Raw genomic sequence first — 18,484 nt, 5'->3', positions numbered from 1 at the left:
ACTGCCGGTGGAGGCTCCGGGCGCGCGTTACTCCCCCGGGAGTATCAGGACGGCGTCCGGGCCGCCGCCAGCAGCCGGGTCACGTCGTCGGCGCAGATGGTCAGGGCGGCGCCGACCGTGCTGAGGACGTCGCGTTCGGCCGGGGTGTAGGGACCGTCGGCGAGGGCGATGCGGGCACCCTGCAGCAGGATCGATTCGCGGCCGACGGGGGCGAGGTGCGGGGCGAGCGGGTCGAGGGCCTCGTGCAGCTCGATGGCCAGGCCCGCGCCGCAGGACTGGCCGTAGACCCGGCCGGTGTCGGCGGCCAGGGCGTCGACCAGGGCCTCCAGCTGTTCCTCCGTGCAGTCGTCGAAGCCGGCCGCGCGGACCGCGCTCGCGGCGGTCTCCAGGGACGTGCGCGAACAGGTGCCGCCCGCGGCGAGCACCGCGAGGGCGACGGTGTGCACGGCGTCGCGGAGCATCGCGGAGAAGCGGGTGGTGGTGGGGTGGTCCAGGGCGTCGGTGCCGAAGTGGCGGTGGCAGGCGGCGCACTCGACGACCGGGCCGGTCTCGCCGCGCGGCAGGACCGGAACGCCGAGGAGGGTGAAGCGGCGGCGGCCGGTGAGGCGCTGGTAGTTGCGGTCGCCTCCGCAGCCCGGGCAGAAGAACTCGCCGTCCCCTACGGGCGTCCACGCGGTGCGGGTGCCCAGGAGGCGCGCAGGCCTGGCGGCTCGGCCGTTTCGTCCCCGTACTGGCAGCACGTCGCACCTCCGTAACGGCACGGCAACATCGCCGTACTGGCGTGATGTTAGCCACATCGGCCAGGCGTAGTCAGCACCCCGGAAGAGACCTTTCCGTGACCTCCACGTGGAGGTGGCCGAAAAGGGACGGGGCCCTGATCGCCGTATCCGATGATCAGGACCCCGAAACCGCCGGTCAGAAGGGTTATCGCGCCGCGCGGTTGACCGCCGAGACGACCGCCTTCAGCGACGCACGCGTCGTGTTCGCGTCGATGCCGATTCCCCACAGGACCTTGTCGTCGATCGCGCACTCGATGTAGGAGGCGGCCTGCGCGGAGGCACCCTCGCTCATCGTGTGCTCCTGGTAGTCCAGCAGCCGGGCGTCGATGCCGATCTTCGCCAGCGCGTCGAAGAAGGCCGAGATCGGACCGTTGCCCGAGCCGGTCAGGACGGTGTCCTCGCCGTCGACGGTGGCCTCGACGCGGAGGGTGTCCACGCCGTCGGTGTCGGTGGTCGACTGGCCGTTCTTGACCTGGATGCGGCCCCACGGGTTCGCGGGGTTCGGCAGGTACTCGTCCTGGAAGACCGCCCAGATGTCGGAGCCGGTGACCTCGCCGCCCTCGGCGTCCGTCTTCGCCTGGATGAGCTTCGAGAACTCGATCTGCATCCGGCGGGGCAGGTCCAGCTTGTGGTCGTTCTTCAGGACGTACGCGATACCGCCCTTGCCGGACTGCGAGTTCACGCGGATGACGGCCTCGTAGGAGCGGCCGACGTCCTTGGGGTCGATCGGCAGGTACGGCACCGCCCACTCGATGTCGTCCACGGTGACGCCCTTGGCGGCCGCGTCGGCCTCCATCGCGTCGAAGCCCTTCTTGATGGCGTCCTGGTGGGAGCCGGAGAAGGACGTGTAGACCAGGTCGCCCACGTACGGGTGGCGCGGGTGGACCTCCATCTGGTTGCAGTACTCCCACGTACGACGGATCTCGTCGATGTCGGAGAAGTCGATCTGCGGGTCGACGCCCTGCGAGAACAGGTTCATGCCCAGGGTGACCAGGTCGACGTTGCCGGTGCGCTCGCCCTGACCGAACAGGCAGCCCTCGATGCGGTCGGCGCCGGCCATCAGCGCCAGCTCGGCGGCGGCGACGGCGGTGCCGCGGTCGTTGTGCGGGTGGACCGAGAGCACGACGTGCTCTCGGCGGGACAGGTTGCGGTGCATCCACTCGAAGCGGTCCGCGTGCGTGGACGGCGTCGAACGCTCCACGGTGGCGGGCAGGTTGAGGATGATCTCGCGGCCCGGACCCGGCTGGTAGACGTCCATCACCGCCTCGCAGACCTCCAGCGCGAAGTCCAGCTCGGTGTCGGTGAAGATCTCGGGGCTGTACTGGTAGCCGAACTCGGTCTCCGGGCCCAGCAGCTTCTCCGCGTACTCCATCACCAGGCGGGTGCCGTCGACGGCGATCTGCTTGATGTCGTCCTTGGAGCCGCGGAAGACCACGCGCCGGAAGACCGGGGCGGTGGCGTTGTACAGGTGGACGGTGGCCCGCCTGGCGCCCTTCAGCGACTCCACGGTCCGCTCGATCAGGTCCTCGCGGGCCTGGGTCAGTACCGAGACGGTCACGTCGTCGGGGATGGCCCCGGGCTCTTCGATGATCGACCGCACGAAGTCGAAGTCCGTCTGACCCGACGCCGGGAAGCCGACCTCGATCTCCTTGTAGCCCATCTTGACCAGCTGGTCGAACATCCGGCGCTTGCGCTCGGGCGACATCGGGTCGATCAGGGCCTGGTTGCCGTCGCGCAGGTCGGTCGACAGCCACCGGGGGGCCTGGGTGATCCGCCGTCCGGGCCAGGTGCGGTCCGGGATGTCGACCTGCTCGTATCGGCCGTACTTGTGGATCGGCATGCTGCTGGGCTGCTGGCGGTTCGCCATGATTGCGGGGCTCCTCTTGGTGTCCGGAAGGACGGCCGACGACGCAACGCGAAGCTCCGCGGGGAGGGAGTCGACCTGACTTACAGGCCCTCGCCGCGGCAGCTAAGAAGAAGCAGCCCGAAACGCATGATGCGAAGCATGCTAGCCGAGCCGGTCCGAGAAGGCGGTCCCGTATCAGTATGCGGGACCGCGACGCGCCCCACAGGGGCGCGAGGAACTGCGCCAGCGGCCACCCACAGCCCGCACGGCATAACACAGAGCAACCACTCACGGCGGGAGCATCCCCATATTTCACCAATCATGGTCGCACCTAGTGACATGGAGCTAACGCAGTGCAATGGTGCCGCACATGACGAAGACCAACGGGGGCTCAGAGCCCGTCTTCTGCACCGTCGTACCGCCCCACGTCCTCGACAAGCTGGCCCAGCACGAGGACCCCGCGCTCGCGAATCCCGCTCGCAAGACCCTGGAGCGCGACGCCTACGAGCGCACCCACCGCCGGCTGACCACCGTGATCGGCGCCCCGGCCGTCGCCGCGCCGCCCGGAGCCGCGCCCGACCGGCCGCACCGCACGATCTACGACGCCCGGCACGGCACCGACCTGCCCGGCCGCAAGGTCCGCGGCGAGGGCGACGACCCCGGCAAGGACGCCACCGCCAACCGCGCCTACGCCGGCCTCGGCGCCACCTTCGAGCTGTATCTGAAGGCGTACGAGCGCTACTCGATCGACGGCAACGGGCTTCCGCTCGACGCGACGGTCCACTTCGACCGGGACTACAACAACGCCTTCTGGAACGGCGAGCAGATGGTGTTCGGCGACGGGGACGGGGAGATCTTCCTCGACTTCACCATCCCGATCGACGTCATCGGCCACGAACTCACCCACGGCGTCACCCAGTACACGGCCAATCTCACCTACTTCGGCCAGCCCGGCGCGCTCAACGAGTCGCTGTCGGACGTCTTCGGCACCCTCATCAAGCAGTACACGCTGGGCCAGACCGCGGCCGAGGCCGACTGGCTGATCGGCGCCGGGCTGCTCGCGCCGCGCGTCACCGGCAAGGCGCTGCGCTCCATGAAGGCGCCGGGCACGGCGTACGACGACGACGTCCTCGGCAAGGACCCGCAGCCGGCGACCATGGACGACTTCGTCCGCACCGGCCGCGACAACGGCGGCGTCCACATCAACTCCGGCATCCCCAACCACGCCTTCTACCTGGCCGCCACGGCGCTCGGCGGCCACGCCTGGGAGAAGGCGGGCCAGATCTGGTACGACGTCCTGACCGGCGGCGAGCTGAAGAAGGACGCCCTGTTCACGGACTTCGCCTCGCTGACCGTGAAGGCGGCCAAGGCCCGCTTCAGCGACGGCGAGGAGCTGCAGGCCGTGCTGAAGGCCTGGGAGCAGGTCGGGGTGCGCACGACGTAGTTCCGTACTAGACACGGACCCATGCGTATTCGAGTGAGGCGCACGGGTGGATTCGCGGGCATCGAGCGCAGCGCCGAGGTGGACACCTCGGGGCGGCCCGACGCGGGCGAGTGGCAGGCCCTGGCCGAGAAGGCGATGTCCGCCGGCCGGGGCCGGCCGTCCGTCGGGGTTCCCGACGGCTTCAACTACGAGATCACCGTGGACGGCAGGACGGTGTACGCCGCCGATCCGCGGCTGAGCGAGGAGCAGCGGCAGCTGATCTCCAGGGTGCTGAAGGAAGGGGCGTGATCCCGTAACAGGTCCTTCATGCGCGGGCGTTGACTTCCGTTACCGGCGGTAAGGATGATCCGCGCATGACGAACCCGATACCTCAGTTCCCGGCCGGCTTCCTCTGGGGCGTGTCGACCTCGGCCCACCAGATCGAGGGGGCCGTCGACGAGCGCGAGCAGTCCGTGTGGGACGCGTTCACGGCCGAGCCGGGACGGGTGAAGGACGGCTCGACGGCGGCGGTCGCCTGCGACCACTACCACCGATACCACGAGGACGTGGCGCTCCTCGCCGACCTGGGCGTGGACGCCTACCGCTTCTCGGTGTCCTGGCCGCGGGTGCGCTCGCCCGAGGGCCTGGACTTCTACGACCGCCTCGTCGACGAACTGTGCGCGGCGGGCGTCCGCCCCGTCCCGACGCTCTTCCACTGGGACCTCCCCCTCGCCCTGGACTGGCTGCGGCGGGACACCGCCGAGCGCTTCGCCGAGCACGTGTCCGTGGTCGCCGAGCGACTGGGCGACCGGGTGACGAAGTGGATCACCCTCAACGAGCCCGCCGAACACACCCTGCTGGGGCACGCCCTGGGCGCGCACGCGCCGGGCCGGCAGCTGATGTTCGACGCGCTTCCGGTGGCCCACCACCAGTTGCTGGCCCACGGCCTCGCGGTACGGGCCCTGCGCGCGGCCGGCGCCGCCGACGTCGGGATCGCCAACTCCCACGGGCCGACCTGGCCGGCGTCCGAGGAGCCGGCCGACGTGGAGGCGGCCGCCTTCTACGACCTGCTGCTCAACCGACTCTTCGCCGACCCGCTGATCCTGGGCGAATACCCGGACGGGCTGGGCGAGTTGATGCCGGGGGAGGTAGAGGCGGACCTGAAGGTCATCGCGGAGCCGATCGACTTCTACGGCGTCAACTACTACGCGCCGACCCGGGTGGGCGCCCCGCAGGGCGCGGACATCGAGTTCGGCGGACTGACCATCCCCGCCGAACTCCCCTTCTCCGTACGGCAGATCGAGGGAGTCCCGGTGACGGACTTCGGCTGGCCCGTCGTCCCGTCGGGGCTGACGGAGCTGCTCACCGGGTTCCGCGAGCGCTACGGCGACCGGCTGCCGCCCGTCGTCGTCACCGAGAACGGCTGCAGCTACCCGGGCCTCGACGACCAGGACCGCATCGCCTACCTGGACGGGCACGTCCGGGCCCTGCACGACGCGGTCGAGGCGGGCGTGGACGTGCGCGGGTACTTCGTGTGGTCGCTGCTGGACAACTTCGAGTGGGCGGAGGGCTACGAGCGGCGCTTCGGGCTGGTGCACGTCGACTTCGAGACCCAGAAGCGCACCCCGAAGTCCTCGTACGGCTGGTACCGGCAGCTGCTGCGGGCGCAGAGATGACGGCCCCGCCGCGGGACCGGGACGGCGACCGGGACCAGGACCCCCCGGCGGCCCTCGCCGAGCCCGTCCTGCGGGTCGGCCGCGCCTGGACGGCGTCCCTCTCCCTGGCCAACGGGGCGATCTGGGTGGGCTGGTTCGGTCCCCTGCAGATCCTGCTGGCCTCGCAGGCGAAGGACTTCGCGCCCGGTACCGGCATGTCGAAGGAGACGATGCTGGCGTGGGTGACCGGGATCGGCGCCGCGGTGTCCCTGGTCGCCAACCCGCTCTTCGGCGCGCTGTCGGACCGGACGACGTCCCGCCGTGGCCGCCGTACGCCGTGGATCGTGGCCGGAGCCGCGGGCGGGGCGCTGTCGTTGCTGCTGCTCGCGGGGGCGGGCGGCCTGTGGACGATGACGCTCGGCTGGTGTCTGGTCCAGCTGACCCTGAACGCGGCCTTCGCGGCGGTGACGGCGGCGGTCCCGGACCAGGTGCCGCGGCTCCAGCGCGGTTCGGTCGGCGGCTGGCTGGGCGCGGCGCAGATCCTCGGAGTGGTCGGCGGCACGGGACTGGCGACCGTCGCGGGCGGGATCGGCGCCGGGTACGTGGCGTGCGCGGTGTTCACGCTGGCGGGAGTGCTGCCGTACGTGCTCGGCCACCCCGATCCTCGGCTCGGGCCGACGGACCGGCCGGCGTGGGCCTGGCGGTCCTTCCTCGCCGGGTTCTGGCTGAGCCCGCGCCGCTATCCGGACCTGGGCTGGGCCTGGCTGACCCGCTTCCTGATCAACCTGAGCAACGCGCTGGTGCTGCTGTACCTGCTGTACTACCTCCGCGACCGTCTGCACCACCACGACCCCGAGCAGGGCGTGCTGGTGCTGACCGCGGTGAACGGCCTCACCCTGCTCGCCACGGTCGTCGTCGGCGGGGTGTGGTCGGACCGGGTCGGGCGGCGCAAGCCCTTCGTGATCTGGTCCGGCGTGCTGATGGCGGTCGCGACGGGCGCCCTGGCCGGCTGGCAGACCTGGCCGGGCGCGGTCGTCGCCGCGGCGGTCCTCGGGATCGGCTTCGGCGTGTTCACCTCGGTCGACTTCGCGCTGATGACGGACGTCCTGCCCGCGGCCCTGGACCGCGGCAAGGACCTCGGCGTGATCAACGTGGCCAACGCCCTGCCCCAGGTGGCGGCCCCCGCCCTCGCCGCGCCGATCGTCACCTACCTCGGCGGATACCGGGTGCTCTACGTGGTGGCTGCGGTCATCGGGCTGGCGGGGGCGGTGCTGGTGGGCCGGATCAGGGGGGTGGAGTGAGGGGGCTCGAGTGACTGGGCGTCGAAGGACTCACAGGGCGCCGGCGTCCCGGGCCGCGTACACCGACGGGAACCGGGGCCGATAGCCCAGCTCGCGGCGGATGCGGTCGGTGGACATGATCACCAGCCATGGGTCGGGGTCGGTGCGCCCGTGCAGTTCGGCGGGCACCTCGGCCCCGTTGAGCTGGTGCAGCTCGACCGCCGTGACGGGGGCGTCGTCGGCGATGTTGTAGATCCGGCCGGCGACGCCGGGGGCGTGCAGGATGCGCAACAGGCCCTGGGCGACGTCCGCGTGGTGACCCATGTGCAGGCGCTGGGTCGCCGCCCACTGCCCGGCCCAGCGCAACGACTGGGCGAGGTGCGGATCGCCCTCGCCGTAGACGAAGGGCAGCCGGGCGATCCGCACGTCCAGGCCGTCCATCGCCAGCAGTTCCCGTTCGGCCTCCGCCTTCGACGCGGGGTAGGCGCCCCACATCGCGCCGCCGGGCCGGCTCTCGTCCTCCTCGGTCACCGGACGCCCCCGCCCCGTGCCGTACACCAGACCGGTGCTGACCTGTACGAAGCGCCGGACGCCGGAGGCGAGCGCGGCCCGTCCCAGCTCCACCGCCGCGTCCCGGTTGACGGCCCGTGCCTCCTCGTCTGGCACCCCGCGGAAGGCGGCGGCGACGTTCACCACGGCGTCCGCCCCGGCCACCGCCTTGCCGAGCACGTCCGCGTCCCGCAGATCGCCGACCACGACCTCGGCGCCCAGCGCCGCGAACGGCTCCCCGCGCGCCGCGTCCCGTACCAGGACCCGTACGGTCTCCCCCGGGCGCCGCTGCGCCAGCAGCCTCGGCACGAAGCGCCGTCCGACCTGTCCCGTCGTACCGGTCACCAAAGTCAGCATGTCCTGCTCCTCTCGTCCCCACCCACCCTTCAGGGGGACGCCCGCCACCGGGAGAGACCTTCCGATCAGGGGATCGGCAGTCCCTGGATAAGCCGGGCGGACTCCCGCACGCTGGAGGGGTGAACCGAGCCGAACTCGCCGACTTCCTGCGCCGCGGCCGCGCCCGCCTGGAGCCCTCCGACGTGGGGCTCGCGCCCGGCGCCCGCCGCCGCACGCCGGGCCTGCGCCGCGAGGAGGTGGCCCAGCTGGCCGGCATGTCGGTCGACTACTACACGCGCCTGGAGCAGTCCCGGGGTCCGCGCCCGTCCCGTCAGATGCTGTCGGCGATGGCGCGGGCGCTCCGGCTGACGGCCGCCGAGCACGACCATCTGTTCCATCTGGCCGGGGAGGAGCCGCCGCGGCGCGAGACGGCGTCGGCGCACGTCCGGCCGGGGCTGCTGCTGATCCTGGACCGGCTGTACGACACCCCGGCCCAGCTGGTGAACGACTGCGGCGAGGTGCTGGCGCAGAACACGATGGCGAAGGCGCTGGTCGGCGACGTGATGTCCCGGCCGCGGCGGGAGCGGAACCTGGTCCGGCGCTTCTTCCTGGAGCCGGACGCCCGCTCCCTCTTCCCCGACGACGACCACGCACCGCACGCCCGCTCGCACGTGGCCAACCTCCGCGCGGTGACCGCGGCCCGCCCCGACGACCCGGAACCGGCCGCCCTGGTCGCCGAACTGCGTTCCTCCAGTGAGGAGTTCGCGCGGCTGTGGGACGAACACGAGGTGTCCCTGCGCAATCGCGCGACCAAGCGGTTCCAGCACCCCCTGGTGGGCCTGCTGGAGCTCGACTGCGAGGTCATGCTCAGCCACGAGCACCACCACCTGCTGATCGTCCACACGGCCCGCCCGGGCACCGAGTCGTACGAGCGGCTGCAGTTGCTGCGGGTGGTCGGACTGCAGGACATGGTCCCGCCGTCCAGCCCGTCCGGCGTTTGAGGACGAGGCCCTTCGGGCCGATCGGGGTTCCAGGTGGCGGAGCCCCCGGGAGCGGGTCGAGGGGCCGACAGCCCCTGGGGACGGGGCGGCGGGGCGAGGAAGGCTGTCAGAACCCCAGCCGACGCAACTGCTTGGGGTCCCGCTGCCAGTCCTTCGCGACCTTCACATGGAGGTCCAGGAACACCGGCGTCCCCAACAACGCCTCGATCTGCTTGCGGCTCTTGATGCCGACGTCCTTCAGGCGCTTGCCCTTGGGGCCGATGATGATGCCCTTCTGGCTGGGGCGCTCGATGTAGAGGTTGGCGTGGATGTCGAGCAGGGGCTTGTCGGCCGGGCGGTCCTCGCGCGGGAGCATCTCCTCGACGACGACCGCGATGGAGTGCGGCAGCTCGTCGCGGACGCCCTCCAGGGCCGCCTCGCGGATCAGCTCGGCGATCATGACCTGCTCGGGCTCGTCGGTGAGGTCGCCCTCGGGGTAGAGCGCCGGGCCCTCGGGCAGGAGCGGGACGAGGAGGTCGGCCAGCAGGCTCACCTGCTTGTCGCCGACCGCCGACACCGGCACGATCTCCGCCCACTCGAAGCCGAGCTCCTTGCCCAGCTGGTCGATGGCGATCAGCTGTTCGGCGAGGGTCTTGGAGTCGACGAGGTCGGTCTTGGTGACGATCGCGATCTTGGGGGTCTTGCGGATCCCCGCCAGCTCCTTGGCGATGAAACGGTCGCCGGGGCCGATCTTCTCGTTCGCGGGGAGGCAGAAGCCGATCACGTCCACCTCGGCCCACGTCGTGCGCACGACGTCGTTGAGCCGCTCGCCGAGCAGCGTGCGCGGCTTGTGCAGCCCGGGGGTGTCGACCAGGATGAGCTGGGCGTCCTCCCGGTGCACGATCCCCCGCACGGTGTGCCGCGTGGTCTGCGGCTGGTTCGCGGTGATCGCCACCTTCTGCCCGACCAGAGCGTTCGTGAGGGTGGACTTGCCCGCGTTGGGGCGGCCCACGAAGCAGGCGAAGCCGGCGCGGTGGACGGTCTCGCCCGGCTCTTCGGATGACTGGGTACGAACACTCATGGCGTTCATTGTCCCTGATCCACGGAGCACCGCCGCACCGTGAGATTCCGGTAACCCGGACGCAACGAAACGCCACGGAAACATCCCCGTAGGCGTCTGGAAACGCACACCCGTGACCCTCTGACGAGCCCCCACCCCGTTGGAGACGACCGTGACGACCTTCGCCGCCGCGCACGCGGACACCGGTGACACCGCCTGGCTGCTCGCCGCCACCGCCCTCGTCCTGCTGATGACCCCTGGTCTGGCCCTCTTCTACGGCGGCATGGTCCGCACGAAGAGCGTCCTCAACATGCTGATGATGAGCTTCGTGTCGATCGCGCTCGTCACGGTGGTCTGGCTGGTCTGCGGCTACTCGCTGGCCTTCGGCGACGACGCGGGCGGCGGGCTGATCGGCGGCCTGAAGCACGCCGGCATGGCCGGTCTCGGCCCGGACAGTGTGCAGGGCACCGTCCCCACCCTGCTGTTCGCCACCTTCCAGCTCACCTTCGCGATCATCACGGCGGCGCTGGTCAGCGGCGCGATCGCGGACCGGGCGAAGTTCTCCGCCTGGCTGGTCTTCGTGCCGGTCTGGGCGCTGCTCGTATACGTTCCCGTCTCCCACTGGGTCTGGGGCCCGGGCGGCTGGATCGCGCATCACCTCGGCGCCCTCGACTTCGCGGGCGGTCTGCCCGTCGAGATCACCTCCGGCGCCTCCGGTCTGGCCCTGTGCCTGGTCCTCGGTCCGCGGCTCGGGTTCAAGAAGGACGCCATGCGGCCGCACAACCTGCCCATGGTGATGCTGGGCGCGGGCCTGCTGTGGTTCGGCTGGTTCGGCTTCAACGCGGGCTCGGCCCTCGGCGCGAACGGCCTGGCGGCCGCCGCCTTCCTCAACACCCTCGCCGCCGGCTGCACCGGCCTGCTGGGCTGGCTGTTCGTCGAGCAGAAGCGCGACGGTCATCCGACCACGCTGGGCGCGGCGTCCGGCGCGGTCGCCGGCCTGGTCGCGATCACCCCGTCCTGCGGGTCCGTCTCCCTGCTGGGCGCCCTGGTGGTGGGCCTCGCCGCCGGTGCCCTCTGCTCGTACGCGGTGAGCTGGAAGTTCAAGCTGAACTACGACGACTCGCTCGACGTCGTCGGCGTCCACCTGGTCGGCGGGATCGTCGGCACACTCCTCATCGGCGTCTTCGCCGAGAAGGCGATGACCGGGGGCACGGAGGGGCTCCTCTACGGCGGCGGGCTCGCCCAGCTCTGCAGGCAGGCGGTGGCCGTGGTCGTCGTCGCCGCCTACACCTTCGGTGTCACCTACGCGATCGGCAAGCTGATCGACAGGGTCATGGGCTTCCGGGCGACGGAGGAGCAGGAGCACACCGGCCTGGACCTTACGGTGCACGCCGAGACGGCATACGATCACGGCGTCCTGGGCCACGGCGCCCCGGTCAGCTCGTCCGTCGTCCCCTCCGCGCAGAAGGTCCAGAGCCAGGCATGAAGCTCATCACCGCGATCGTCAAGCCCTACCGCCTCGACGAGGTGAAGACCGCCCTCCAGGAGCTCGGCGTGCACGGCCTGACCGTGACCGAGGCCAGCGGGTACGGCCGGCAGCGCGGCCACACCGAGGTGTACCGCGGCGCCGAGTACCAGGTCGACCTCGTGCCCAAGGTCCGCATCGAGGTCGTCGTCGAGGACGCCGTCTCGGACGCCGTGATCGACGCGATCGTCAAGGCCGCGCAGACGGGGAAGATCGGGGACGGAAAGGTGTGGGCGCTGCCCGTCGAGACGGTCGTACGGGTGCGGACGGGCGAGCGCGGCCCCGACGCGCTCTGAGCACCAGCACCGTCCCCACGGCGGCGACCGCTACGAGCACCAGCGCCGCGACCCACGGCAGGGCGAGGAAGGACGCGCTCGCCGACTCCCGGGTGTCCTTCGCGCTCGCCGTCAACTCCACCTTGCCCCAGTCGAGTTGGGGCGCGCCGCGCCAGGGTTCGGTGAGGTGGACGCGCTGGCCCGGCAGTAGCTCGGAGGGGACGCGGGGCAGGTCGCGGGCGAGGAGCGTGCGGCCGAACAGGCCCTTCGCGCGCAGTTCCACCTTGGGGTCCAGGGTGACGTTGCCGGTGTTGTGGAGGGTGTAGGAGACCGTCGCAGTGCTGTCGCCGAGACCCGGGACGAGGGGCTGGTGGTGGACGACGTGGACGTTCTCGACGGCGATGGCGGGGAGGGTCGGGCCGCCGACGCGGAGGTAGACACGGGCGGCCACGGCGCGCCGCACACCGAGCGCGAGTGAGCCCGCGCCCTTCTCGATCCGCTCGTCGAGCGCCACCAACGCGCCCGCGTGGTCGCCGGGTTCGGCGCCCTCGGGCACGCGCAGGGTGAAGGGGAGGGTGACCCTGCCGTGCGCGGGTACGGTCACCCGGGACTTCGCGGGCCGCGCCCAGGCACCGACCCCGCGCTGCCGCTCCTGCGCCGTCCGCACCGCGAACCCGCCGTCGCGCGGGGTGTTGTAGGCGTCGGCCGCGTAGAGCCGGAAGGTCAGGGGGTCGCCGGTCTTGTTGGCGACGACGACCTTGTCCGCGATCGTCGCGCCGGGGTCGGCGGAGAGGTAGAAGTACGGGCGCGCGGCGATCTCGGAGGAGACGGGGTAGACGGACCAGCTGCCGTTGTCGGCGGCGTGCGCCGGCGCGGTCAGGCCGGTGAGGAACAGGGCCAGGAGCAGGGCGTACAGCTTGCGCATGGGTGCGGACCCCCACGTGGACGAGGTGATGGACGGGCGGGTGCGGACGCCCGTACGGTCAGCTGAGCGTGAGGGTGAGGACGCCGGAGTAGGAGCCGGGAGGCGTGAACGCCGGTACGTCCAGGGAGAGCTGGGCGTCCGCGGTGAACTCGCCGCCGGTGAGCGTGCCGTTGGCGGTGGAGGCGAGCGTCGCCCCCGATGCGCCCACGGTGCCCGCCGAACCGGCCTTGCAGGTGCTGGGGCTGCCCGCCTTGGTGGCGCAGGCGGGGGTCCAGCTCAGCTTCCCGGCATCGATCTTGGCGCCGGGTCCGGTGAAGTCGGTGACCTTGCCGGTGAGCGACCAGCCGGCCGGTCCGCCGCGGAAGTCCTTGACGGTGACCGTCTGCAGCGCGCCGGTCGAGGCACCGCCCTTGCCGAAGTCGACCGCCGACAGCGCGACGGAGTCCCCGGCCTGGGACATGGAGAGGGTCCCGGCCTTCACGGTGGTCGTCAGCTTCTGACTGCCGTCCGGGACGGGGGTGTTGTCGGTGACGGTGTAGACGGCGGGCCCGGCTCCCAGGGCGTCGCTCCACGCGCTGCCCTCGTACGCCACGATCCCGGTGGTCGTCTTGTCGTTGACGGTGAGGGAGCCGCTGAACTTGCCGTCGCTGCCGGCGGTGACGGAGGCCTTGTCCCCGGTCTGGCTGCTCCCGGAGCGTCCGGCGAGGGTCACCGCGGCGCCGGCGGTGAAGCCGCTGCCGCTGACGGTGACGCTGTCACCGGGCGCGCCGGAGGCCTTGCCGAGCTGGATGGCCCGGTTGTTGACCGGGGTGGAGTCCGTCGCCGTGATCGTCTGGGACGTCGGCGCGGGCGGGTTGGTCACCGTGCACGGGGTGTCCAGCTCCAGGATGTAGCTGGTGTGGATGTTGTAGTCGCCGGGCGAGAGCGTGATGGAGCCGGCGCTGGTGACCTTGAAGGTGCCGGTCATGGAGAACGACGGGAAGGCGCCGTTGCCCGGCACCGGATCGTTCTTCTTCGGACCGGCGACCGTGACGGCGCCCGTCTGCGCGCCCCCGAGGGTGACCTTGCCGGTGGGCGTCATGATGTCGGCCGGCAGGGCGATGGCGGTGGGGTTGCTGGCGGCGGGCTTGACCACCGTGTAGGTCACGGTGACGGTGTCGCCGACCTTCGGGCTGGTGTTGTCCACCGCGATGGAGGCCGTGGTGGTGCCGTCGATCGGCGGGATGCCCGCGACCGCGGGCGGGATGCAGTGCGTGGCGAAGTCCACGTTCGTGGCGGCGCCGGCCGGACAGGCCAGCGCGCCGCCCGCGGTGACCGCGAGCGCGGTCGCCCCGAGCAGAGACGCCCAGCGGCGTCTTCGGGTGATCGGACCCATGGGAGTGCCCCCTTCTCTGTGCGCTCACTGGGGGCATTGATGTGTGGATCGCGTGAGAAGTCAATGGAGACGCCGAAATGAACTGATGGACCGTCAATTCCTGTACGGTCTCCAGGAACTGACGGTCCATCGGCTATGTGCTGGCTGCGACCGTCAGTCGAAGACGAAGGGCCCCGGGGACTGCGGACCGGTCGCGGTACAGGTGATGGTGATGCCGAAGACGGTCATCTGCAGCGAACCGCCGTAGGCGTCCAGGCTGTCGCCGGAGGCGACGGTGCCCGAGAGGGGCCCGACGGTGACCGGGTCGCCGGCCGCCATCGCCGGGTTCTGTGTGCCGGAGAACGCATCGGTACCGCCGGTCGCGCTGTTCGCCATGGTGAGGGTGGAGGTGATCGAGTTCGCCGAGAGGGCGATCGGAGCGGTGATCGCGGACGACGTGAGGGTGAGCGTGGCCGACGTGCCGTCCTGGGTGGCCGTGAGCGTGGCCTCTCCGCCGCCGAAGGCACCGCAGTCGGCGGTGATGGTCGCCGTGCCGGGGGTGACGGCGAGGGCGCTGGGCGCGAACGCGAGCGACGCGGCCGCGAGGGCCCCCACCGCCATGGCCGCACCTGTGGTCAGTCGTTTGACTCTCATGGGGATCCGGCTCCCTTACTGCCATGTGGGGATGGATGGGAGAGTCCGCGGCCGTCAGGGGCGGCGTGGTGCGGTACACCGCGTGGGGGGTGGATCTGACGGTCCGTCGGAACTACCGGTTCCATTGATGCCGGTGGGGTGAGGAAACGACAAGGACGAATTCCGGACGGTTCTGAAACGGCCGGTATTCAACCTGCAACGAGGCTGGTCCGTACCGTTCCGTCGGGCCCGGCGAGCAGTACCGGCGTCCCGGCCCCGCCCAGCTCCGCCACCGCCGCCCGGTCCGCGTCCTGCACCGACTCGGCCTCGGTCACCACGGCCGCCGCCTCCAGCGACTTCGCCCCCGAGGCCACCGCCATCGCCACCGCCGTGCGCAGGGCACTCAGTTTCAGTGACGGAAGGTCGACGGTCCCGGCGACGTACGTGCGGCCGGTCTCGTCCCGTACGGCCGCCCCCTCGGGCACGCCGTTGCGGGCCCGCGCGGAACGGGCCAGGGTGACGATCTTGCGGTCCTCGGGGTCGAGCGCGCTGCTGTCGGTCATGAGCCGAGCATACGGAGCGCCCGAGCCGGGGGTGCGCTCAGGGACGGTCCAGACGCAGCCGCTCGGCCCGCGGCAGACCGGCCACGACCAGGTCGTACGAGTCCTCGACGAGCTCGCGCACCATCCGCTCCGGGAGGTCGCCGTCGACCGTGACGGTGTTCCAGTGCCGCTTGTTCATGTGATACCCGGGGATGATCAGGCCCGGATGGTCGGCGCGCAGCCGGACGGCGTCCTCGGGGTCGCACTTGAGGTTGACGGTCAAGGGGCTCGCGCCGAGGTTGCTCAGGGCGAACATCTTGCCCAGCACCTTGAAGACCGAGGTCTCCGGGTTGAAGGGGAAGTCCTCCACCACCGCGTTGAAGGACAGACAGAGGTCGCGCAGCTTCTCGGGGGTCATTCGTCCTTCTCCTCCTCGGTCCCTTCCGCCGGCGATACCGGCTCCACCAGCACGGTCACGATCTTGTTCCGGCGGCCGGCCGCCGCCTCGGCCGTCAGGCGCAGCTCGCGGCCGTCCGGGAGTTCCACAGCGCTGGAGGCGCCCGCGATGGGCACCCGGCCCAGTGCTTTCGCGAGCAGGCCGCCGACGGTCTCCACGTCCTCGTCGTCGTACTCGTCGAGGCCGTACAGCTCGCCGAGGTCGGTGATGTCGAGCCGGGCGGTGACGCGGTAGCGGTCGTCGCCGAGGTCCTCGACCGGGGGCAGCTCGCGGTCGTACTCGTCGGTGATCTCGCCGACGATCTCCTCCAGGATGTCCTCGATGGTGACGATGCCGGCCGTGCCGCCGTACTCGTCGATGACGACGGCGACGTGGTTGCGCTCCTGCTGCATCTCGCGCAGCAGGTCGCCGGCGTTCTTGGTGTCCGGGACGAAGGCAGCCGGGCGCATCGCCGTCGAGACCAGTTCGGACTCGGCGTCGCGGCTGATGTGCGTCTTGCGGACCAGGTCCTTGAGATACACGATGCCGACGATGTCGTCCTCGCTCTCGCCGGTGACCGGGATGCGCGAGAAGCCGGAGCGCAGCGCGAGGGTCAGGGCCTGGCGGATCGTCTTGTAGCGCTCGATGACGACCAGGTCCGTGCGCGGGACCATGACCTCCCGCACGAGCGTGTCGCCGAGCTCGAAGACCGAGTGCACCATGCGGCGCTCGTCGTCCTCGATCAGCGACTCCTTCTCCGCGAGGTCGACCAGCGCGCGCAGTTCCGCCTCGGAGGCGAAGGGGCCGCGGCGGAAGCCCTTGCCTGGGGTCAGCGCGTTGCCGATGAGGATCAGCAGGTTCGGGATCGGGCCCATGATCCTGGCCAGCGGCAGCAGGACGTACGCGGCCGCCGTCGCCGTGTTCAGCGGGTGCTGGCGGCCGATGGTGCGCGGGGAGACGCCGACCGCGACGTACGACACCAGGACCATGACGCCGATCGCGGCGAGCAGGGCGCGCGTGGTGCCGTGGACGGACTGCAGACAGGCGTACGTCACCAGGGCCGCGGCCGCCATCTCGCAGGCGACGCGGACCAGGAGGGCGACGTTCAGATAGCGGGTCGGGTCGGCCGCCACCTGCGCGAGCTTGGCGCTGCCGCGGCGGCCGGAACGGACCGCCTCCTCGGCGCGGAAGCTGGAGACGCGGGCGAGGCCCGCCTCCGCACAGGCGGCGAGCCACGCGACGACGACCAGGGCGACGGCGCCCGCGACGATCTGCCCACTCATGAGACGGTCGGGGCCGGGGACGGGCCGGTCAGGCCCTTCTCCGCGCGCCAGCCGTCCACGATGGCCGCCTGCAGGCCGAACATCTCGGCCTTCTCGTCCGGTTCCTCGTGGTCGTAGCCGAGCAGGTGCAGCACGCCGTGGACGGTGAGCAGTTGGAGCTCCTCGTCCATGGAGTGCTGCGTCGGCGCTTCCTCGCCCTGCTTCTTGGCGACCTCGGGGCACAGCACGATGTCGCCGAGGAGGCCCTGCGGGGGCTCGTCGTCGTCCTTCGACGGCGGACGCAGCTCGTCCATCGGGAAGGACATGACGTCCGTCGGCCCCGGCAGGTCCATCCACTGGATGTGCAACTGCTCCATGGCGTCGGCGTCCACGACGATCACCGAGAGTTCGGAGAGCGGGTGGATGCGCATCCGCGCGAGTGCGTAGCGGGCGATGTCGAGGATCGCCTGCTCGTCGACCTCGGTTCCGGATTCGTTGTTGACGTCGATCGACATGGCGCTGTGGTCTTCTACTTCCCCTTGTGCCCGGACTGCCTGCCCCGGCCGCCCTTGTGGGAGCCGTTCTCGGTGCCGTGCTTGCTGTCGTACTTCTCGTACGCGTCGACGATACGGCCGACGAGCTTGTGCCGTACGACATCGTGGGACGTCAGCCGGGAGAAGTGGACGTCGTCGAGGCCCTCCAGGATGTCCTGGACCTGACGCAGACCGGACTTGGTGCCGTTCGGCAGGTCGACCTGCGTCACGTCACCGGTGATCACGATCTTCGAGTCGAAGCCGAGGCGGGTGAGGAACATCTTCATCTGCTCGGGCGAGGTGTTCTGGGCCTCGTCGAGGATGATGAAGGCGTCGTTGAGCGTGCGGCCGCGCATGTACGCCAGCGGCGCGACCTCGATCGTCCCGGCCGCCATCAGCCGCGGGATCGAGTCCGGGTCGAGCATGTCGTGCAGCGCGTCGTACAGCGGGCGCAGGTACGGGTCGATCTTCTCGTAGAGCGTGCCGGGCAGGAAGCCCAGGCGCTCGCCGGCCTCGACCGCGGGTCGGGTCAGGATGATGCGGTTGACCTGCTTGGACTGCAGGGCCTGCACCGCCTTCGCCATGGCGAGGTAGGTCTTGCCGGTACCGGCGGGGCCGATGCCGAAGACGATCGTGTGCTTGTCGATCGCGTCGACGTACCGCTTCTGGTTGAGGGTCTTGGGGCGGATGGTGCGGCCGCGGGAGGACAGGATGTTCTGCGTCAGTACCTCGGCCGGGGTCTCCTGGCCGTCGCTCGTCCCGTTCTCGCTCGCCTTCAGCATGGCGATCGAGCGTTCCACTGCGTCCTCCGTCATCGGCTGCCCGGTGCGGAGCACCAGCATCATCTCTTCGAACACGCGGGAGACGAGGGCCACCTCGACCGGGTCGCCGACCGCGCTGATCTCATTGCCCCGGACGTGGATGTCGGCCCCCGGGAAGGCCTTCTCGATCACGCGCAGGAGGGAGTCGCCGGACCCCAGGACGGTCACCATGGGGTGCTGGGCGGGAACGGTGAACTGGGCTCTCGCCTGCTCCTGCGCGGGGGTGTGAGCTGTGGGTGTCTGAGTCATGGGCCGGCTCTGTAGGCCTTG

The 18,484-nt window shown here is 70.9% G+C and carries 19 protein-coding genes; 7 read left to right on the top strand and 12 right to left on the bottom strand.

What is annotated here, in order from left to right; translation table 11 throughout:
* Nucleotides 1–44: 44 nt before the first annotated feature.
* Complete coding sequence (locus tag ACQF4J_RS29970; protein ID WP_351568454.1) at nt 45–740, bottom strand: TerB family tellurite resistance protein; 696 nt, start codon at nt 738–740, stop codon at nt 45–47.
* A gap of 184 nt (nt 741–924) precedes the next feature.
* A complete protein-coding gene (gene leuA, locus ACQF4J_RS29965; RefSeq protein ID WP_351568457.1) occupies nt 925–2,646 on the bottom strand; it encodes a 2-isopropylmalate synthase in 1,722 nt (573 codons plus the stop codon).
* 349 nt (nt 2,647–2,995) lie between these two features.
* Here leuA and ACQF4J_RS29960 point away from each other — a divergent pair, with 349 nt between their 5' ends.
* The 4 genes from ACQF4J_RS29960 to ACQF4J_RS29945 all read left to right on the top strand — a co-directional run bounded on the left by ACQF4J_RS29960 (nt 2,996) and on the right by ACQF4J_RS29945 (nt 7,004).
* Nucleotides 2,996–4,069: a M4 family metallopeptidase gene (locus ACQF4J_RS29960; protein ID WP_351568460.1), complete on the top strand. Its 1,074-nt coding sequence runs from the start codon at nt 2,996–2,998 to the stop codon at nt 4,067–4,069.
* Between the two features lie 21 nt (nt 4,070–4,090).
* Nucleotides 4,091–4,357, top strand: coding sequence for a protealysin inhibitor emfourin (locus ACQF4J_RS29955; RefSeq protein WP_351568463.1), 267 nt, complete (start codon nt 4,091–4,093; stop codon nt 4,355–4,357).
* A 65-nt stretch (nt 4,358–4,422) separates the two neighbouring features.
* Complete coding sequence (locus ACQF4J_RS29950) at nt 4,423–5,724, top strand: GH1 family beta-glucosidase (protein ID WP_351801800.1); 1,302 nt, start codon at nt 4,423–4,425, stop codon at nt 5,722–5,724.
* The gene (locus ACQF4J_RS29945) at nt 5,721–7,004 is read left to right on the top strand and encodes an MFS transporter (RefSeq protein ID WP_427167199.1); all 1,284 of its coding nucleotides are present in this window, start codon (nt 5,721–5,723) and stop codon (nt 7,002–7,004) included. Before ACQF4J_RS29950 ends, ACQF4J_RS29945 begins: the two co-directional genes overlap by 4 nt.
* Before the next feature lie 30 nt (nt 7,005–7,034).
* On the opposite strand, the gene ACQF4J_RS29940 is transcribed toward ACQF4J_RS29945, so the two are convergent.
* The gene (locus tag ACQF4J_RS29940; RefSeq protein WP_351801804.1) at nt 7,035–7,889 is read right to left on the bottom strand and encodes an NAD-dependent epimerase/dehydratase family protein; all 855 of its coding nucleotides are present in this window, start codon (nt 7,887–7,889) and stop codon (nt 7,035–7,037) included.
* 119 nt (nt 7,890–8,008) lie between these two features.
* On the opposite strand from ACQF4J_RS29940, the gene ACQF4J_RS29935 reads away from it, so the two are divergent.
* Nucleotides 8,009–8,869: a helix-turn-helix transcriptional regulator gene (locus ACQF4J_RS29935; RefSeq protein WP_351801806.1), complete on the top strand. Its 861-nt coding sequence runs from the start codon at nt 8,009–8,011 to the stop codon at nt 8,867–8,869.
* A 106-nt stretch (nt 8,870–8,975) separates the two neighbouring features.
* Here the strand turns inward: ACQF4J_RS29935 and era are convergent, their stop codons facing one another.
* Nucleotides 8,976–9,929: a GTPase Era gene (gene era, locus ACQF4J_RS29930; protein WP_351568478.1), complete on the bottom strand. Its 954-nt coding sequence runs from the start codon at nt 9,927–9,929 to the stop codon at nt 8,976–8,978.
* A 139-nt stretch (nt 9,930–10,068) separates the two neighbouring features.
* Here era and ACQF4J_RS29925 point away from each other — a divergent pair, with 139 nt between their 5' ends.
* Both ACQF4J_RS29925 and ACQF4J_RS29920 read left to right on the top strand, forming a co-directional pair.
* Entirely contained in the window at nt 10,069–11,394 is a 1,326-nt protein-coding gene (locus tag ACQF4J_RS29925) for an ammonium transporter (RefSeq protein ID WP_351568481.1), read from the top strand.
* The gene (locus tag ACQF4J_RS29920; RefSeq protein WP_142151878.1) at nt 11,391–11,729 is read left to right on the top strand and encodes a P-II family nitrogen regulator; all 339 of its coding nucleotides are present in this window, start codon (nt 11,391–11,393) and stop codon (nt 11,727–11,729) included. The genes ACQF4J_RS29925 and ACQF4J_RS29920 overlap by 4 nt, the downstream gene beginning before the upstream one ends.
* Here the strand turns inward: ACQF4J_RS29920 and ACQF4J_RS29915 are convergent.
* The 8 genes from ACQF4J_RS29915 to ACQF4J_RS29880 all read right to left on the bottom strand — a co-directional run bounded on the left by ACQF4J_RS29915 (nt 11,623) and on the right by ACQF4J_RS29880 (nt 18,463).
* On the bottom strand, nt 11,623–12,633 hold the full coding sequence (locus ACQF4J_RS29915) for a WxL protein peptidoglycan domain-containing protein (RefSeq protein WP_427167198.1): 1,011 nt from the start codon (nt 12,631–12,633) through the stop codon (nt 11,623–11,625). The two genes, ACQF4J_RS29920 and ACQF4J_RS29915, sit on opposite strands and share 107 nt — an antisense overlap.
* A 58-nt stretch (nt 12,634–12,691) precedes the next feature.
* Nucleotides 12,692–14,008, bottom strand: a complete 1,317-nt coding sequence (locus tag ACQF4J_RS29910) for a beta-xylosidase (protein WP_351568487.1) — start codon at nt 14,006–14,008, stop codon at nt 12,692–12,694.
* A 153-nt stretch (nt 14,009–14,161) separates the two neighbouring features.
* On the bottom strand, nt 14,162–14,641 hold the full coding sequence (locus tag ACQF4J_RS29905; RefSeq protein WP_427167197.1) for a hypothetical protein: 480 nt from the start codon (nt 14,639–14,641) through the stop codon (nt 14,162–14,164).
* A gap of 188 nt (nt 14,642–14,829) precedes the next feature.
* The gene (locus ACQF4J_RS29900; protein WP_058925378.1) at nt 14,830–15,183 is read right to left on the bottom strand and encodes a cytidine deaminase; all 354 of its coding nucleotides are present in this window, start codon (nt 15,181–15,183) and stop codon (nt 14,830–14,832) included.
* Nucleotides 15,184–15,220: 37 nt separating this feature from the next.
* Nucleotides 15,221–15,580, bottom strand: a complete 360-nt coding sequence (locus ACQF4J_RS29895; RefSeq protein WP_351568493.1) for an MmcQ/YjbR family DNA-binding protein — start codon at nt 15,578–15,580, stop codon at nt 15,221–15,223.
* Nucleotides 15,577–16,881: a hemolysin family protein gene (locus ACQF4J_RS29890; protein WP_351568496.1), complete on the bottom strand. Its 1,305-nt coding sequence runs from the start codon at nt 16,879–16,881 to the stop codon at nt 15,577–15,579. Before ACQF4J_RS29890 ends, ACQF4J_RS29895 begins: the two co-directional genes overlap by 4 nt.
* Nucleotides 16,878–17,375, bottom strand: coding sequence for an rRNA maturation RNase YbeY (ybeY, locus tag ACQF4J_RS29885; RefSeq protein ID WP_142151884.1), 498 nt, complete (start codon nt 17,373–17,375; stop codon nt 16,878–16,880). The genes ACQF4J_RS29890 and ybeY overlap by 4 nt, the downstream gene beginning before the upstream one ends.
* Before the next feature lie 14 nt (nt 17,376–17,389).
* The gene (locus tag ACQF4J_RS29880; protein ID WP_142151885.1) at nt 17,390–18,463 is read right to left on the bottom strand and encodes a PhoH family protein; all 1,074 of its coding nucleotides are present in this window, start codon (nt 18,461–18,463) and stop codon (nt 17,390–17,392) included.
* Between the last annotated feature and the right edge of the window lie 21 nt (nt 18,464–18,484).

The organism is Streptomyces sp. C1-1, assembly GCF_050214755.1.
Classification (GTDB): Bacteria; Actinomycetota; Actinomycetes; order Streptomycetales; family Streptomycetaceae; genus Streptomyces.
This window is presented reverse-complemented; position numbering and strand designations above follow the sequence as displayed.

What these genes read in the sequence shown, in the direction of transcription:
- leuA (WP_351568457.1), bottom strand. Translation starts at nt 2,646, where the DNA reads ATGGCGAACCGCCAGCAGCCCAGCAGCATGCCGATCCACAAGTACGGC.
- ACQF4J_RS29960 (WP_351568460.1), top strand. Translation starts at nt 2,996, where the DNA reads ATGACGAAGACCAACGGGGGCTCAGAGCCCGTCTTCTGCACCGTCGTA.
- ACQF4J_RS29955 (WP_351568463.1), top strand. Translation starts at nt 4,091, where the DNA reads ATGCGTATTCGAGTGAGGCGCACGGGTGGATTCGCGGGCATCGAGCGC.
- ACQF4J_RS29950 (WP_351801800.1), top strand. Translation starts at nt 4,423, where the DNA reads ATGACGAACCCGATACCTCAGTTCCCGGCCGGCTTCCTCTGGGGCGTG.
- ACQF4J_RS29945 (WP_427167199.1), top strand. Translation starts at nt 5,721, where the DNA reads ATGACGGCCCCGCCGCGGGACCGGGACGGCGACCGGGACCAGGACCCC.
- ACQF4J_RS29940 (WP_351801804.1), bottom strand. Translation starts at nt 7,889, where the DNA reads ATGCTGACTTTGGTGACCGGTACGACGGGACAGGTCGGACGGCGCTTC.
- era (WP_351568478.1), bottom strand. Translation starts at nt 9,929, where the DNA reads ATGAGTGTTCGTACCCAGTCATCCGAAGAGCCGGGCGAGACCGTCCAC.
- ACQF4J_RS29920 (WP_142151878.1), top strand. Translation starts at nt 11,391, where the DNA reads ATGAAGCTCATCACCGCGATCGTCAAGCCCTACCGCCTCGACGAGGTG.
- ACQF4J_RS29915 (WP_427167198.1), bottom strand. Translation starts at nt 12,633, where the DNA reads ATGCGCAAGCTGTACGCCCTGCTCCTGGCCCTGTTCCTCACCGGCCTG.
- ACQF4J_RS29910 (WP_351568487.1), bottom strand. Translation starts at nt 14,008, where the DNA reads ATGGGTCCGATCACCCGAAGACGCCGCTGGGCGTCTCTGCTCGGGGCG.
- ACQF4J_RS29905 (WP_427167197.1), bottom strand. Translation starts at nt 14,641, where the DNA reads ATGAGAGTCAAACGACTGACCACAGGTGCGGCCATGGCGGTGGGGGCC.
- ACQF4J_RS29900 (WP_058925378.1), bottom strand. Translation starts at nt 15,183, where the DNA reads ATGACCGACAGCAGCGCGCTCGACCCCGAGGACCGCAAGATCGTCACC.
- ACQF4J_RS29895 (WP_351568493.1), bottom strand. Translation starts at nt 15,580, where the DNA reads ATGACCCCCGAGAAGCTGCGCGACCTCTGTCTGTCCTTCAACGCGGTG.
- ACQF4J_RS29890 (WP_351568496.1), bottom strand. Translation starts at nt 16,881, where the DNA reads ATGAGTGGGCAGATCGTCGCGGGCGCCGTCGCCCTGGTCGTCGTCGCG.
- ybeY (WP_142151884.1), bottom strand. Translation starts at nt 17,375, where the DNA reads ATGTCGATCGACGTCAACAACGAATCCGGAACCGAGGTCGACGAGCAG.
- ACQF4J_RS29880 (WP_142151885.1), bottom strand. Translation starts at nt 18,463, where the DNA reads ATGACTCAGACACCCACAGCTCACACCCCCGCGCAGGAGCAGGCGAGA.